The organism is Erysipelothrix sp. P66 (assembly GCF_038682365.1).
GTDB lineage: Bacteria > Bacillota_I > Bacilli_A > Erysipelotrichales > Erysipelotrichaceae > Erysipelothrix > Erysipelothrix piscisicarius.
Genome location: NZ_CP152290.1, coordinates 1,069,140 through 1,084,503, shown reverse-complemented (window position 1 = coordinate 1,084,503; position 15,364 = coordinate 1,069,140). Strand labels below are relative to the sequence as shown.

Below are 15,364 nucleotides of genomic sequence, written 5' to 3'. Positions count from 1 at the left end.
GAATGATTCGCTGGATGCATTTTCTATATATTTTGGTTTTATTGGTTTTAGATTCAATTTTTAATGCTCTGTTTACGCAACTTGGTTTGAGTTCGATAACGTTTGTAAGCAGTTTGCATTTTCTTGGACTAATGCTATTAACGCAAAATGATTCTCAGACTGAATCGATTGTCAAAGCGATTCTTTTAGGGATATGGATGGATTTAAACCATATTGGATCGTTTCCAATGTTCTTTGTTAGTTATTCCGTCACAATAGCGATTTTAAGAGTTTGGGATCGTTATATTGGGACATCAACATTTGAGTTTCTAGTTCTAGCAGTTATTGGGTTGTTTATCAAAGAAATGTTAATTTTTGGAATGTTACCTCTTGTTAAAGGGGTATCGTATGGTTTAATTACTTTTATAAGTACTCGAACTTTATGGGTAATTATCGGTAATTTAATTCTGCTACCAATCGCTATGACGTTATATAAATTAATGCATCGTATGATTATGCAACGTGTTCAAAATTTATATATGCGTTAATAAAAACAGAGGGAGATATTGATTTATGAACATATTTCAACGCATTCAAAAATTTTTTGATGATCATTTCAGTTGGAAGCAACTTGTTCCTTTTATGTTATTTTTATTAAGTGTATTTTTATTGATGCAAACATGGGCTGTTTGGCAACATGCAATTGAGTTAGCAAAACGCATTCTACTACCATTTGTTATCGGTTTTGCGCTCGCATATATTGTTAGACCCATTGCTGTTTTCTTTGAAAAATACAATATTAAGCGGGCTATTAGTGTTCCCATCACGCTTGTATTGTTTGTGGTACTGATTGTACTTCTTTTTTCATCAATTTTACCATCACTCTATACAGATATATCACAATTAATTGGTAATAGTATGGATGGGATTCAACAGCTTTACAATTACTATAAAGAGATTAATCATAATAATCCTTCACCTTGGGCAGATGATATATTTAAGCAAGTTATGGGGATGCTCAATGGAATTGTCGGTCAGATACCAACATTGCCTGCTGCAGCATCACAGTTTTTATCAAAGATTTTTTCAACAATCACGACTGGAATTTTTTCATTTATTATTGGGATGTATTTTGTTTTTGATTATGAAAATTTCACGGGAAGTGTTTTACGAATTGCAAATAACATTTCACCTAAATTGGGGAACTCTATCATTGTTATTGATCATGCAGTTAGCCGTTATTTAGGGACGCTTGTAGTTATTATGACCATTACATGCATTGAGTACAGTTTGCTTTATCTAGCTGTCGGCCATAATTATGCATTTGTTCTCGGGGTGTTGACCGCATTTGGATTATTAATTCCATATATTGGACCAACTGTTGTGCATGTACTGGGGATTTTAACGGCATTAACGTTACCGTTACCACGTGTGCTTATTCTTACTATTGGTTTAGTTGTTTTGTCAAATGTAGATGGTTATGTGGTGTCACCGATGGTTTATTCAAAACGCGACAAAATCGAACCCCTATGGTCGTTATTCGCATTTTTTGCGTCGAGTGTTTTATTTGGATTTGTAGGGATTTTAATTTCCATGCCATTATACTTCTCGATACGTGCCTTATTTAACTTGAGAAAGAATAATTGGGTTATCCCTGAAGAAAATTAGTGTATAATAAAATGTGAAAAGAGGTTGTGTATGAAACGATTGATGAGTAAATTACTAGTGTTGGTTATCATACTGGGGACATTGTCGGGATGCGTTCCTAGAAGTCGGAATGTAATCGTTACAAATTATCCAATTCAGTTCTTAGTTGAGCGTCTTGCTGGTGAGCGTGTAAACGTTCAACGGATTGACACCGGTTTAATACCTCAACAGGCGACAGTCAAAGATGATTTTCAAGAAATCATCAAAAAAGCAGATACAATTTTTTATATTAATGAATTACAGCCCTACTGGCAACTTTACCTCGATGATCTTCAAAATTCTAAATTGCAGATGATCGATTTGTCGGAGCGATCAATGTTGTATCCATTTAAACGATATACAAATGTAGTAGTTGATGGCCAGTCCCATGCGATTGAATCTGCATATTATGAATCAGAAGCTTTTGCCGCTGTGGATCAATACGACAAAGATCCATTTTTATGGATGGATCCTTTAGCGATGACGTCCATGGCACGTACAATAAAAGATTGGTTGGTTCAAACGTATCCAGATGAGGAAGCTTATTTTACAGAACAGTTTGAAGTCTTAGAAGTTGAATTAACAGGACTTCAAGCGCAGTACCAGTTGTTGCGAGATTCAGAAAAAGGGATTAAGTTTGTTTCAATGACACCATCTTTTGGTAACTGGCAAAAGAGTTATAATATTGGTGTTTATCCCGCAACCTTGTCAAAATATGGAGTGTTGCCGGATGAAGAAATGTTGAATGCAATTAGATCACGCATTGCAAAAGATGGTGTTCAATATATTGCGTATGAAGAGAATATGCCAGAAGAATATGTAAAATTATTTAATCAATTAAAAACAGAGTTTAATTTAACACAAATTGAATTAAGCAATCTTTATAATCTATCAGATAAAGATATCGAAGCGAATTATGATTACATCGCGAAAATGAGACTTAATCTAGAAACCCTTGAGACGATTGCTAAGTAATCCCAAGGGTTTTACTTATTTAGAAAGTAGGAAAACATGAATAAATTATTATTAATCGATGGGAATTCAATGCTTTTTAGAGCATATTATGGAACACTTTCAAGGGGTTATATGAAATCCAGTTCAGGTGTAGTGACAAATGCAGTATATGGCTTCTCAACGATGCTTGCAAAGGCTATAGAAATTATCAATCCAACACATGTGCTCGTTGCATTTGATACAAAGGATAAGACGTTCCGTCATGATATGTTTGAAGCCTATAAAGGAACACGTAAAGACGTTGATGAAGAATTGGTGTCACAATTTGCTCTTGTACGTGAATTTTTAGATGCATATCCTATACAACGGTTTGAATTAAGTGGGTATGAAGCAGATGATATCATTGGAACGATGTCAAAAATGTATCCTGATTCGAAAGTTGAAATTCTGACAAGTGATCGTGATATGCTTCAATTAATTGATGATAATGTTGATGTTTTGTTAATGAAAAAGGGTCTTACAGACTTGCGTTTAATGGATAAAATGAGTCTTTTGGATGAGATGGGTATTGAACCAAAACAAATTGTCGATATGAAAGCTCTCATGGGTGACGCAAGCGATAATATTCCCGGTGTTCCTTCGATTGGAGAGAAAACAGCGCTTAAACTTCTCGGCCAATATGGTAGCTTTGAAAATCTTTATGAACACAAAGATGAAATCAAGGGGAAAATGGGCGAAAAAATTCGGGAATTTGAGGACCAAGCGAGAATGTCATATCAGTTGGCTGAAATCTATACTTCTGTACCACTTGATATTGATCTATCTTCCATTAAGTATGAAATTCCAAATGAATCTTTAAATGCATTCTACCGTAAGTATGATATGAATTCGCTTATTACAGATCATTATGATGTCGAAACAATTGAAAAAGAGAATATAAAGTTTATTCATTTGGATTCATCCTGGCAAAGATCAGCCATTGCAATTTCGATGGAGCTTGATAAAAAGGGAAATCTTCAGGGGTGTTTTATTTCTGATGGGAAGGAAAATATTTACCTCACACTTGGGGAAATGGTTGAAAACCCTGAATTTAGAGCTCTGATTGAGTCCGATATTTCAATTGTAGTAGATTCATCAAAATCGCTTTATCGTTTTTGTCTTGAGAACCATTTTGAAATTCAGCATCAGTTCGATGACCTTTTATTGCTTGCATTTATTGTAAACTCATCGATTACAACTATGGCACGATTAAAAGATGAATTTGCGCTATGGTTTCATGAATACGAAGGGATGGAGAAGGGTGCGGCTTTCACTCAAGCTATTCTTTCTCAATTTAAAACTTTAAGTGATGAAGCAAAACAAATTGATGTGCTTTCTGTCTATGAAGATATTGAAAAACCTCTTGTCCCTATCTTATCAAAATGTGAATTTAGGGGGATTAATGTCGATCGAAGCGTTCTTGATGATATTGCAAGTGCGACACACCAAAAAATTGAGACGTTGAGTAAACATGTTTATGACCTTGCAGGCATGGAATTTAATTTAAATTCACCGAAACAGTTAGCGGAGGTCTTGTTTGATCATTTAAAACTCCCAACGAAAAAGAAACGTTCAACTGCTGTAGATGTGCTTGAAGGTTTGATTGATGAGCATGAGATTATTGCACCTATTTTGGAGTATCGTAAGTATCAAAAACTCTATAGTACCTATGCCGTAGGATTGACCAAACATATTCACGCCGATGGGAAAATACATACTTCTTTTAACCAACACGCAACACAAACCGGTCGTTTATCGTCAAGTGATCCAAATTTACAAAATATCTCTGTTCGTGATGAAGAAACACGAATGATTCGAAAGGCTTTTGTAGCATCAGAAGGATGTACGTTAATGTCAATTGATTATTCTCAAATTGAACTTCGTGTCCTTTCTTATCTTGCTGATGAGAAGCGTATGATGGCGGCATTTAATGGTGGCCATGATATTCATGCTGAAACGGCGAAGGCAATTTTTGGAGTGGATGAAATTACCGATACCATGCGACGTCAAGCAAAAAGTGTTAACTTTGGAATTGTTTATGGTATGTCCGAATATGGATTGTCTAAACAGTTGGATATAACCATACCTGAGGCGCGTCATTTTATAACACGATATAATGAAATATATCCGAACATTACGAAGTATATGGATTCCGTAGTAGAAGATTGTACGCGTGATGGTTATGTTAAAACCCTATTTAATCGACGTCGATATATACCTGAAATCTATGATGCAAATCGAGCGGTAAAAGACTTCGGTAAGCGTGCTGCGATGAATGCACCCATTCAAGGGACTGCAGCAGACATCATTAAGATAGCTATGATCAAAGCAGATGAATTGCTTGTATCCAACAATTACAAATCTGCTATGATTTTGCAAGTTCATGATGAGCTTGTATTTGATGTTTATGATGATGAGCTTGAAGCGATTCAAAATCTTATGGTATCAGTTATGGAACACATTGTTTCTTGGCCGATTGATCTGAACGTTTCTGTGGATACCGGTAAGGATTGGTATTAATAATGCCTGAGTTACCAGAAGTTGAGACGATTGTACGGACCCTAGAGAAGTCACTGAAAGGAAAACGTATAATTTCAATTAATTTTATTTATCCAAAGCTACTTGAAACGCAATCAGAGTATCCACTGGAGGCATTAGAAGGAACATATTTTAAGGATTTCCATCGTCGAGGAAAATATTTGTGGTTTGAGATGTCGAATGGTTTACATTGGATTCTGCATTTGAGAATGGAAGGCAAATTTCACCTATACGACGAGGTAAAAGTGCCATCTAAACATACTCATTGCGTTATTAATTTTGATGGAGGAACGATTCACTATCTGGACACGCGGAAATTTTCGCGAATGGCTGTCGTATCGGATCCAATTCGATATTTAGAAACCAAAAATTTAGGATTTGAACCATTTGACCCTAATTTAAGTGGTGACTATCTATATCAGAAAATTCATCAATCCAATCGTGTTATGAAAACGATCTTACTAGACCAAAGTATTATTGCGGGAATTGGCAATATCTATGCAGATGAGATACTTTTTGAAGCACAAATTCATCCACTTACCACCGGATCAAAAATATCAAAAAAACAGTGTGATATGATTGTTGAGACGGCACAAGTTATTTTGATGAACGCAATCAAGGCGGGTGGAACAACTATTCGTTCTTACACGTCCTCGCTTAATGTTACTGGTCGTTTCCAAGTTAATTTGAATGCCTATGGGAAAGCGGGGGAACCGTGTTCACGATGTGGGAAGACCTTGGAGCGCATTGTAGTATCAGGACGATCAACTGTTTTTTGCAGAAAATGTCAGAAGGTGAGACGATGAAAATTGGAATAACAGGAACAATTGGGGCAGGTAAATCGAGTGTAAGTCAATATATAAGAGACTCCGGCTATCACGTTTATGATATGGATCGTTTGACGCATTCATTTTACGAACCCAATGGTATTTTATATGATTATATTATCGCGCTACTTGGTTCGCAAATTTTAGAATCAGATGGAACCGTGAATCGTCAGAAAATGTCTACCATTCTATTCAAAAATCCGGAAATGCTGGCGGAACTCGAACGAAACGTTTTTTCGGAAGTCAGAGTATTTATTGAGGAGATTATCGATAATGAAAAATCAATAATTTTCTTTGAAGTCCCACTTCTTTTTGAGGCAAATATGGAAGACTTGTTTGACAGCATCATCATGGTGAGTGCAGATTATAATACACGAATTCAAAGACTGTTGGCTCGAGGCATGAAAATGGAAGATATCAACCTTAGAATGAATCGACAGTATTCGGAAATAATCAAGGAAGAAAAATCAGATTATATTTTATATAATAATGGTACACTTTCCGAATTAAATTACGACACTGAGATATTGATACAAAGAATTAAAATGGAGGGTTTAAAAGATGCAAGAAGTCGTTTATAAAACAAATGTAGATTTTAAAATCGCGCCGGATCAGATGGAAGCGTTGGTACTTTTATATCAGCCACTGTTTTCTTATCCTGCATTAAGTCTTTATCTAACCCTTTATGAGTTTGGGCAATATGAATGCGAAGTACCGATTCAGACCTTAACGCATATGCTACAACTTGGAATTTCAGAAATAAACGATTATCGAAAAGAACTGGAACGGTTTGCACTTGTGCGAACCTTTGATACAGGCGTTTTAACGCTTGTCCTTGTACCGCCAATGAATCCACATGATTTTCTCCAACATCCTACTTTTGGAAGACTCTACGCGATTGTGAGAGGGAGCGAGTCATTCATCGAAGTTTGCACACGCTATCGTAAAGACGTTTGTGTCGAGGTGGATAATGAAATATCGGCGAGTTTCGATTTAACACGGCTATCGTCTTGGGATGAATCACTTGAGGAATCCTATACATCGAAGCGAACTGAAGGAGCGGACCTGAGCCGTAAGCACAAATTTGACGTTGAAGGGTTCTTTAAGTCTATTAGTAATGCGATGTATCCCCAAGCATTTCGAACGGATGATGTCCGAGAAAAAGTAGGTGTTTTTGGATCGTTTTATAACTTAAGTTATTTAGATATGAAATCGGTATTAATGGCATCTACAAATTTTGAAACAGGGACATTTGATTCAAAAAGGTTCCAACATCTTATTGAAAAAAATCATGGAACACAAAGTGTTGCGAGTGTTTCAGATCCATATGAACTTGATCCGATTAGTTTCCTCGCTTACAAACAAGAAGATACTTATATTATCGATGCCGATCGTAAGCTCTTAAAATCTTTGGAGCATAATTTTGGCTTTGATAATAAAGTTATAAATGTCCTCATAGAGTACATATTAGAAACAAATGATAAGAATTTAAATCGAGGGTTTGTTGAAAAGGTTGCATCATCATGGAAACGTCGTGGTGTGAAGACGCTCGAGGATGCCCTCAAAGAAAAAGAAACGCCAAGTCACACAAGCAATAAACGCATTGCGAAACCCAAAGTAGAAGTGGTGAGTCCGACATATTCGACTGATACTACCATTGATAAAGATGTTGATGCCCTGAAATCGCGATTAAAAGGGATGTTAAGTAAAGGAGAAATCTAGATGAGTATGCGCAATCTAAAATTCGAGTTAACTGATGAACAAGTTCAAAAACGTTTGGAGACGTTTGAGCGTTTACGTACATTGCCAGAAATAATTGATTTCATGGAACGTTTCGAATGCCCTGACGCTATCATTGAAGCAAATGCATTTCAATTTAAAAATTGGGTATTAAATAAACGGAAAGCAGAATCGTATACGCCTCAAGAACTTGAAAATGATCCGAGTTTAGGTCAATATGTAGACCTAATTTATGATCAATCAACAGGTATTTTGTCGGAACAGATTTATGAACTTCCAATTGTTCGTGAAATTGCTGAAGAAAATGCATATCTTAATCAATATGTCATTTTTGATTTGCCATTGAGTTTACATAATGCACTTTTTTCGAAAATTTCCATTGAACATGAGAATCCAAATTATTTAAATGTACTTGAAGATATGATTAATTTTGTTGAAAATGATAAGCCGGGATATTATCTCTATGGTAATTTAGGAATTGGAAAGAGTTACTTAAGTGCATGTGTTTCCAATGATTTTGCCAAGAGTGGACGTAATGTGGCGTTTATTCATGTTCCAAAACTCATGAGTCATTTAAAGCAATTATTTACACATCCGTCAGAGATGGAATATACGTTGAGGAAACTTAGAAAAGTACCTTTGCTCGTTTTAGATGATTTAGGAGCAGAACCGATAACGTCATGGAGTCGTGATGAAATTTTATTATCAATACTCAATGAACGCCTTGAGAATAAGAAGAAGACCATTATAACAAGTAATTACAGTCCGGATATGCTTGTAGACTTGTATAAACTTGATAATAAGGGAACTTCTGATGAGATTCGAGCTAAAAGATTGGTAGATCGTATCCATGCTTTAACAATCCCATATGAAATGGTGGGTCAAAATCGACGAAACAAGTAATTTCTCAACATTTTGTAGAGAAATAGCAATAAAATAGTGGTATGATTACAAGAGAGGTGAATTATGAAGAAGATTGGCATATTAACTTCAGGTGGTGATGCTCCGGGCATGAATGCAGCGATTCGTGCCGTTGTCCGTTCTGGTATTTCAGCAGGACTTGAAGTATTTGGTGTTTTTGACGGATACGAGGGCCTAGTTAACGATAATATTCGTAAACTAAGTCGTGGTGATGTTAGTGACATTATTATTCAAGGTGGAACAATTTTAGGGAGTGCACGTCTTGAGGACTTTAAGCTTCTTGAAGTTCGTGAAAAAGCTGTAGCGAACTTAGAGAAACACGGTATTGAAGGTTTGGTTGTCATAGGCGGTGATGGTAGTTACCGTGGTGCGATGGCACTTACAGAGATGGGGATTAACTGTATTGGAATTCCAGGTACCATTGACAATGATATTGCATCTACTGATTACACGATTGGTTTTGATACAGCATTAAACACAGTTATTCTTAATGTTGATAAACTCCGTGATACTTCGAGTTCACACCATCGTTGTTCAGTTGTAGAGGTTATGGGAAATCGATGTGGTGATTTAGCCCTCTATGCTGGATTAACAACAGGTGCTGAAGTAATTATTACAAAAGAAACAGGATATGATGAATCAGAAGTATTAGAACGCTTAAGCAGAATTGAAGAAGTGAAGAAAAAACGTCATGCTATTGTTATTATTAGCGAAAAAATAACGGATGTAGAGCTTCTAGCGCAAAAGATTTCAAGACATACTGGTTTTTCTGGCCGTTCAACTGTTTTAGGTCATATTCAACGTGGTGGATCACCGACGGCACGTGACCGTATTTTAGCAACACAATTCGGTGATAAAGCAGTAAGACTGCTTATCGCAGGTGATGGCGGTAAATGCGTCAGCATCTTAAACGAAGAAATAGTAGCAATTGATATTGATGAAGCATTGAAAATGCCTAAAAAATCAAGTAGAGCGCTGTTTGAATTACATGACAGATTGGTATAGGAGGATAAACAATATGCATGAAATGAAAAAAACTAAGATTATTTGTACTATCGGACCCGCTTCCGAATCACCAGAGATGATCGAAAAACTCGCAAATGAAGGAATGAATATCGTTCGTTTTAACTTCTCACATGATGTTCAAGAAAATCATTTACGTCGTATGAAAGTTGTTCGTGAGGTGAGTGATCGAATTGGTATTAACTTGGGAATTCTTTTAGATACAAAAGGACCTGAAATTCGTTGTGGCGATATGGAAAATGGCGCACTTGAATTTGCAGAAGGTGATATCGTTCGTGTAGGGTTTGATGCAGATTACGTAGGAAATAATGAGCGTTTTACTTTATTAGTACCAGAAGTTTACGAAGACGTTAAAGTAGATGACTACTTACTTATTGATGATGGTAAAATGAAACTAACCGTTATTGATAAAAAAGATGGAGATCTCGTTTGTCGTGTCGATAATCCAGGTCTAATCAAAACACGTAAAGGTGTTAACGTACCGAATGTTGTGTTAAGTATGCCATTCCTTTCAGAAAAAGATCGTGCAGATATCACATTTGGGGCAGTAAATGGAATTGATTATATTGCAGCATCTTTTGTAAGACGTGCACAAGATGTTTTAGATATTCGTGAAGTGATTGAAGCAGCTGGAAAACCAGACATCCAAATCATCGTTAAGATTGAAAACCAAGAAGGATTCGATAATATTGAAAGTATTCTTGAAGTTGCAGATGGCGTGATGGTTGCTCGTGGTGACTTAGGTGTTGAAGTAAGTACACATTTAGTTCCTATTTACCAAAAACAAATCATTAAGACAGCAAATAGAATGGGTAAACCAGTTGTAACAGCTACACATATGCTTGAATCAATGCAACAAAACCCACGTCCTACTCGTGCTGAAGCAAGTGATGTTGCGAATGCAATCTTAGATGGTACTGATGCAATTATGCTTTCAGGGGAATCAGCTGTTGGTGCCTATCCAGTAGAAGCTGTTCGTACAATGGCTGAAATTGCAATTGCTATGGAAGAAATTATTCCTTACCGCGATCGTTTGCGTCATTCAATTGAATCATCAAAACGTACAATTCAAGATTCAATCGGAATTTCTATTGCTGAAACAGCCTTAAACCTTGATGATGTAGCCGCAGTTATTGCATTTACTCAAAGTGGTTCAACAGCAAAACGTATTTCAAAATACCGTCCAAATGTTCCGGTAATCGCTGTTACTTTCACAAAAGAAGTTCAAAATCGTCTAGAAATCGTTTGGGGTGTAAAACCTGTGGTTTCCGATATTCGAAACGAAATGACAAATGATGATGAAATCGCAAATACAATTGCGAAAAACTTTGGTATTGAACCAGGTAAAAAAGTTATTATTGCAGCTGGATACCCAACAGGTACCGGTAATACAAATACAATGAAAATTATTGAAATTAAATAAGGAGATTGTTATGAATAAATATATCGGAGTTGATTTAGGCGGTACGAATGTACGTGTAGCTGTTATTGATGAAGATGGAAAGATTCATGAGCAAGTTAAAAGCGAATCATACGCACTTGAGGGACCGGAAGTTGTTTTAGATAACATCATCTCGATGATAAAAAATCTAAAACAATTTGATGAATGTGTTGGCATTGGACTGGGTTTACCCGGTCCAGTTAACACAGAACTCGGGTGCGTAACCTTATCTACAAACATGAAAGGGTTTACGGAATATCCGGTAATCGACTATCTCAAAAAACATATAGATTTACCAATCTATATGGATAATGATGCAAATGTAGCAGGTCTTGCGGAAGCACTTGTTGGTGCAGGTAAAGGCAATAATGTAGTCTATTATTTAACGCATTCCACTGGTATTGGAGGGGCACTTGTATTTAATGGACAAGTCCTTTCAGGTCATAAGGGTTATGCAGGAGAAGTAGGAAATATCGTAATTGACCGTGAACGCGTTCGTCGTTCGGACATCAACACACTTAATGCAGGTGCAGTTGAAAATGAAGCGAGCGGTTCAGCATTAGTTCGCAAAGCTCAAGAATTGATTGATCCAAAGATTCAGTCTGCTGAAGAAATCTTTACGCTCATGGAACAAGGAAATGAAAAAGCGATTCAACTTATTGATGAGATGTCATATGATTTCGCAATGATGCTCTCTTCAATTGCACATGTATGTAATCCACATATTTTTGTAATTGGTGGTGGTGTTACGAAGTCCAAAAACTTATATTGGGATCGCATGATTGGTTATTATCAGGATTTAGTTCACGAACAAATGAGAGATACTCAATTTGTAGAGGCTGAATTGGATGAACCCGGTGTAATTGGTGCTGCGATGTTGTGTTACTCGAAAGAAGGTCACAGATAATGAATGATTTATTAAAAAAATATGCTAAATTAGCGGTGCGTTCAGGTGTTAATGTTCAAGAAGGACAAACAGTTTTAGTAAATGTTAAAGCTGAACATTATGAATTTGCACGTTTAATTGTTGATGAAGCCTATGCAGCAGGGGCAAAAAAGGTTGTTGTTAAATTTGGTGATGACCACATTGCTAAAATGCATGTACAAAACCAAGATATGGATACTTTAACAGATATTCCTCAATGGCTTATTGATGAATATGACAGTTATTTGGAAGAAGATTTATGTCGTTTATCCATTTATGCACCATCACCAGGTCTTATGGCTGATGTTGATGGCGATAAACTTGCTGCACAAGCAAAGGCACAAGGACAAGCTCTAAAACGTATGCGTGAATATACAATGGCAAATCGAGGACAATGGTCACTTGTTTCACTTCCAACAAAAGAATGGGCACATGTTGTGTTCCCAAATTTAGAAATTGATGAAGCTTATGATAAATTGTTGGAAGCAATTCTCTATGCTGTTCGTATTAATGAAAATGATGATCCTGTGTTAGCATGGGAAAAACATAATGAAAAACTATCACATCAAAACAAAATTCTAAATGATTACAACTTCAAATCCTTGCACTTTAAAAATGGCAAGGGAACAGATATTGTCGTAGGTCTCGTGGATAATCATGTTTGGGCTGGCGGCGAAGAAGTCTCTGAACGCGGTTATACTTTTAATCCAAATATGCCAACAGAGGAATCATTTACGATGCCAGATCGCCTTAATGTGAATGGTATTGTCTATAGTACAAAACCTTTAAATTACAATGGTAAACTTATTGATGAATTTTGGTTGAAGTTTGTTGATGGAAAAGTTGTTGAGTTTGATGCGAAACAAGAACGTGAAACACTTGAACAGCTTTTAAACACGGATGAAGGAAGTCGACACATTGGTGAAATCGCATTGATTTCTCACAAATCACCAATTTCGGATTTAAATATCCTATTCTATAATACACTCTTTGATGAAAACGCATCTTGCCATATGGCTTTAGGACGTGCCTATCCAATGAATATCAAAGGTGGAACAGAAATGACCGACGAGGAATTACTTGCACATAATGCTAACGACTCATTAAATCATGAAGACTTTATGTTTGGTAGTGAAGATATGAGTGTTGTCGGAACAACACACGACGGCGAATCAATTATTGTGTTTAATGAAGGTAATTTTGTAATTTAGTTGATATTTCTTTACTATTGATGTATAAATAATATATAAACAGTGAAGAGGACAAAAATACGTTGTTTTGAACTAGAGAGTGAAGTGGTTGGTGAAAACTTCTCGTAGAATATGCGTATTTACCACCTCAGAGTTGGATTTTAGAAAAAATCCCGTATTCTGGCGTTAACAGTTTAAGTGCACAATTTAAATTGTGAATTAAAGGTGGTACCGCGTAAATTCGTCCTTTTGGATGGATTTACGTTTTTCTTTTTTATAGAGGAGGTTATTATGGTAAATATTAGAGAAGATGAACGTCTTAATATCTTGAATCACTCATCAGCACACTTACTTGCTCATGCTGTGAAACGTCTTTATCCTGAAGCAAAGTTCTGGGTAGGACCTGTAATTGAAGATGGTTTTTATTATGACATGGATTTAGGAGATCAAGTACTTACAGAAGAGGATCTACCTAAAATTGAATCAATGATGCGAAAAATTGCTAAAGAAGACAAGCGCATTACACGAGAAGTGTTAACAAAACAAGAAGCGTTAGAAATCTTTAAAGATGATTCGTATAAAATCGATATTATTAACAATCTTGAAGATGATGCAACAATAACTGCATATCGTCAAGCTGAATTCATCGATTTATGTCGTGGTCCCCATGTTGAGACGACAAAGAAAATGAAATATTTCAAATTATTAAAAGTTTCTGGAGCGTATTGGAAAGGGGATTCCAAGAATAAAATGCTTCAACGTGTATATGGAATTACATTTGAAACTGAAGAAGACCTTAATCAATACCTTGAATGGTTAGAAGCTGCGAAAGCACGCGACCACAAAAAACTTGGTAAAGAACTTGAACTCTTTATGATGAGTGAATTTGGGCCAGGATTCCCATTTTGGTTACCAAATGGTATGACATTACGTCATGCTTTAGATGAATACTACTATAACGCGCATATTAAACGTGGTTATGTGTTTACACAAACACCAACAATGCTGAATAAAGAGTTATGGGAAGTTTCAGGACACTGGGAAAACTACCGTGAAAACATGTATACCTCAACAATCGATGATCGCGAATTCGCAATCAAGCCGATGAATTGCCCAGGTGGAATGCTTGTCTATAAAAACGGCTTACATTCATACCGCGATTTACCGATTCGTCTTGCTGAAATGGGTCATGTGCATCGTCATGAAGCCAGTGGTGCGCTAAATGGTTTATTCCGTGTGCGTTCCTTTACACAAGATGATGCCCATCTATTTATGAGAGAAGATCAATTACAAGATGAAATCGTAGAAATATTAGATTTTATTGACGAGATTTATTCTACATTTGGTCTTTCATACTCAATCGAATTATCGACACGTCCTGAGGACAAGTATATTGGTGACATTGCGGTTTGGGACCGATCTGAACAAGCCCTCAAAGAGGCTTGTATGGCTGCTGGTGTCGACTTTAAAATTAATGAGGGAGATGGTGCGTTCTACGGTCCGAAACTCGACTTTAAAGTGCGAGATTCATTGAATCGTGTATGGCAATGCGGTACGGTTCAATTAGATATGAATCTTCCTGAACGTTTTGATCTTACATATGTCGCAGAAGATGGTAAGAAAAAACGACCTATTATGCTTCATCGTGCAATTTTCGGTTCAATTGAACGCTTTATCGGTATTCTTATTGAACACTTTGCAGGGGGATTCCCATTATGGATGGCTCCAAAACAGATCGAAATTATTCCTGTTAATACAGAGTTCCATATGGACTATGCCAATGAAGTTTGCGATCTTCTTTTAAATAAAGGAATTCGTGCACATGTCGATGGACGTAATGAAAAATTAGGCTATCGCTTACGTGAAGCGCAAAAGAATAAAATTCCACTTCAATTAATCATTGGAGATAAAGAAATCGAAGATCGTAGTGTCAATGTTCGCCGTTATGGTGAGCGTACACAAAACCCATTTGAACTTGATGCATTTATGCAATTAGTGGAAGCAGAAATTAAATCCCGTTATATTCATAAAATTGAGAAAGACTAGTTTTTAAGGCATTAAATCGATCATAAATCGAGCGTAAATACACCATTGTATTTAC

13 protein-coding genes and 1 other annotated feature are annotated in these 15,364 nt (G+C 36.4%); all 13 genes read left to right on the top strand.

What is annotated here, in order from left to right:
• The first annotated feature begins 14 nt into the window (after positions 1 to 14).
• The 13 genes from AAG186_RS05260 (at position 15) to thrS (ending at position 15,309) form a co-directional block, all read left to right on the top strand.
• On the top strand, positions 15 to 527 hold the full coding sequence (locus AAG186_RS05260; RefSeq protein WP_228410222.1) for a hypothetical protein: 513 nt from the start codon (positions 15 to 17) through the stop codon (positions 525 to 527).
• Positions 528 to 552: 25 nt separating this feature from the next.
• On the top strand, positions 553 to 1,647 hold the full coding sequence (locus AAG186_RS05255) for an AI-2E family transporter (protein WP_125164381.1): 1,095 nt from the start codon (positions 553 to 555) through the stop codon (positions 1,645 to 1,647).
• 30 nt (positions 1,648 to 1,677) lie between these two features.
• Positions 1,678 to 2,640 (top strand): zinc ABC transporter substrate-binding protein, encoded by a 963-nt coding sequence (locus AAG186_RS05250; protein WP_161637520.1) that lies wholly within the window; start codon positions 1,678 to 1,680, stop codon positions 2,638 to 2,640.
• Between the two features lie 36 nt (positions 2,641 to 2,676).
• On the top strand, positions 2,677 to 5,178 hold the full coding sequence (gene polA, locus AAG186_RS05245) for a DNA polymerase I (RefSeq protein WP_342621350.1): 2,502 nt from the start codon (positions 2,677 to 2,679) through the stop codon (positions 5,176 to 5,178).
• A gap of 2 nt (positions 5,179 to 5,180) precedes the next feature.
• Complete coding sequence (gene mutM, locus AAG186_RS05240) at positions 5,181 to 6,002, top strand: bifunctional DNA-formamidopyrimidine glycosylase/DNA-(apurinic or apyrimidinic site) lyase (RefSeq protein WP_342621349.1); 822 nt, start codon at positions 5,181 to 5,183, stop codon at positions 6,000 to 6,002.
• Positions 5,999 to 6,604, top strand: coding sequence for a dephospho-CoA kinase (gene coaE, locus AAG186_RS05235; RefSeq protein WP_161637522.1), 606 nt, complete (start codon positions 5,999 to 6,001; stop codon positions 6,602 to 6,604). The genes mutM and coaE overlap by 4 nt, the downstream gene beginning before the upstream one ends.
• Complete coding sequence (locus AAG186_RS05230; RefSeq protein WP_161637523.1) at positions 6,585 to 7,745, top strand: DnaD domain protein; 1,161 nt, start codon at positions 6,585 to 6,587, stop codon at positions 7,743 to 7,745. Before coaE ends, AAG186_RS05230 begins: the two co-directional genes overlap by 20 nt.
• Positions 7,746 to 8,666, top strand: coding sequence for an ATP-binding protein (locus tag AAG186_RS05225; RefSeq protein ID WP_161637524.1), 921 nt, complete (start codon positions 7,746 to 7,748; stop codon positions 8,664 to 8,666).
• 63 nt (positions 8,667 to 8,729) lie between these two features.
• Positions 8,730 to 9,689, top strand: coding sequence for a 6-phosphofructokinase (pfkA, locus tag AAG186_RS05220; protein WP_123171370.1), 960 nt, complete (start codon positions 8,730 to 8,732; stop codon positions 9,687 to 9,689).
• Between the two features lie 13 nt (positions 9,690 to 9,702).
• The gene (pyk, locus tag AAG186_RS05215; RefSeq protein ID WP_161637525.1) at positions 9,703 to 11,130 is read left to right on the top strand and encodes a pyruvate kinase; all 1,428 of its coding nucleotides are present in this window, start codon (positions 9,703 to 9,705) and stop codon (positions 11,128 to 11,130) included.
• 10 nt (positions 11,131 to 11,140) lie between these two features.
• The gene (locus AAG186_RS05210) at positions 11,141 to 12,055 is read left to right on the top strand and encodes an ROK family protein (protein WP_125164389.1); all 915 of its coding nucleotides are present in this window, start codon (positions 11,141 to 11,143) and stop codon (positions 12,053 to 12,055) included.
• Positions 12,055 to 13,284: an aminopeptidase gene (locus AAG186_RS05205; protein WP_161637526.1), complete on the top strand. Its 1,230-nt coding sequence runs from the start codon at positions 12,055 to 12,057 to the stop codon at positions 13,282 to 13,284. Before AAG186_RS05210 ends, AAG186_RS05205 begins: the two co-directional genes overlap by 1 nt.
• 33 nt (positions 13,285 to 13,317) lie before the next feature.
• Positions 13,318 to 13,515 (top strand) — a binding site (T-box leader).
• 39 nt (positions 13,516 to 13,554) lie between these two features.
• Positions 13,555 to 15,309, top strand: coding sequence for a threonine--tRNA ligase (gene thrS / locus AAG186_RS05200; protein WP_342621348.1), 1,755 nt, complete (start codon positions 13,555 to 13,557; stop codon positions 15,307 to 15,309).
• The last annotated feature ends 55 nt before the right edge of the window (positions 15,310 to 15,364 follow it).

Coding starts and splice junctions, on each gene's coding strand:
- thrS (WP_342621348.1), top strand. CDS start 13,555: ATGGTAAATATTAGAGAAGATGAACGTCTTAATATCTTGAATCACTCA.
- AAG186_RS05230 (WP_161637523.1), top strand. CDS start 6,585: ATGCAAGAAGTCGTTTATAAAACAAATGTAGATTTTAAAATCGCGCCG.
- AAG186_RS05225 (WP_161637524.1), top strand. CDS start 7,746: ATGAGTATGCGCAATCTAAAATTCGAGTTAACTGATGAACAAGTTCAA.
- polA (WP_342621350.1), top strand. CDS start 2,677: ATGAATAAATTATTATTAATCGATGGGAATTCAATGCTTTTTAGAGCA.
- AAG186_RS05210 (WP_125164389.1), top strand. CDS start 11,141: ATGAATAAATATATCGGAGTTGATTTAGGCGGTACGAATGTACGTGTA.
- AAG186_RS05255 (WP_125164381.1), top strand. CDS start 553: ATGAACATATTTCAACGCATTCAAAAATTTTTTGATGATCATTTCAGT.
- coaE (WP_161637522.1), top strand. CDS start 5,999: ATGAAAATTGGAATAACAGGAACAATTGGGGCAGGTAAATCGAGTGTA.
- pfkA (WP_123171370.1), top strand. CDS start 8,730: ATGAAGAAGATTGGCATATTAACTTCAGGTGGTGATGCTCCGGGCATG.
- pyk (WP_161637525.1), top strand. CDS start 9,703: ATGCATGAAATGAAAAAAACTAAGATTATTTGTACTATCGGACCCGCT.
- AAG186_RS05250 (WP_161637520.1), top strand. CDS start 1,678: ATGAAACGATTGATGAGTAAATTACTAGTGTTGGTTATCATACTGGGG.
- mutM (WP_342621349.1), top strand. CDS start 5,181: ATGCCTGAGTTACCAGAAGTTGAGACGATTGTACGGACCCTAGAGAAG.
- AAG186_RS05260 (WP_228410222.1), top strand. CDS start 15: ATGCATTTTCTATATATTTTGGTTTTATTGGTTTTAGATTCAATTTTT.
- AAG186_RS05205 (WP_161637526.1), top strand. CDS start 12,055: ATGAATGATTTATTAAAAAAATATGCTAAATTAGCGGTGCGTTCAGGT.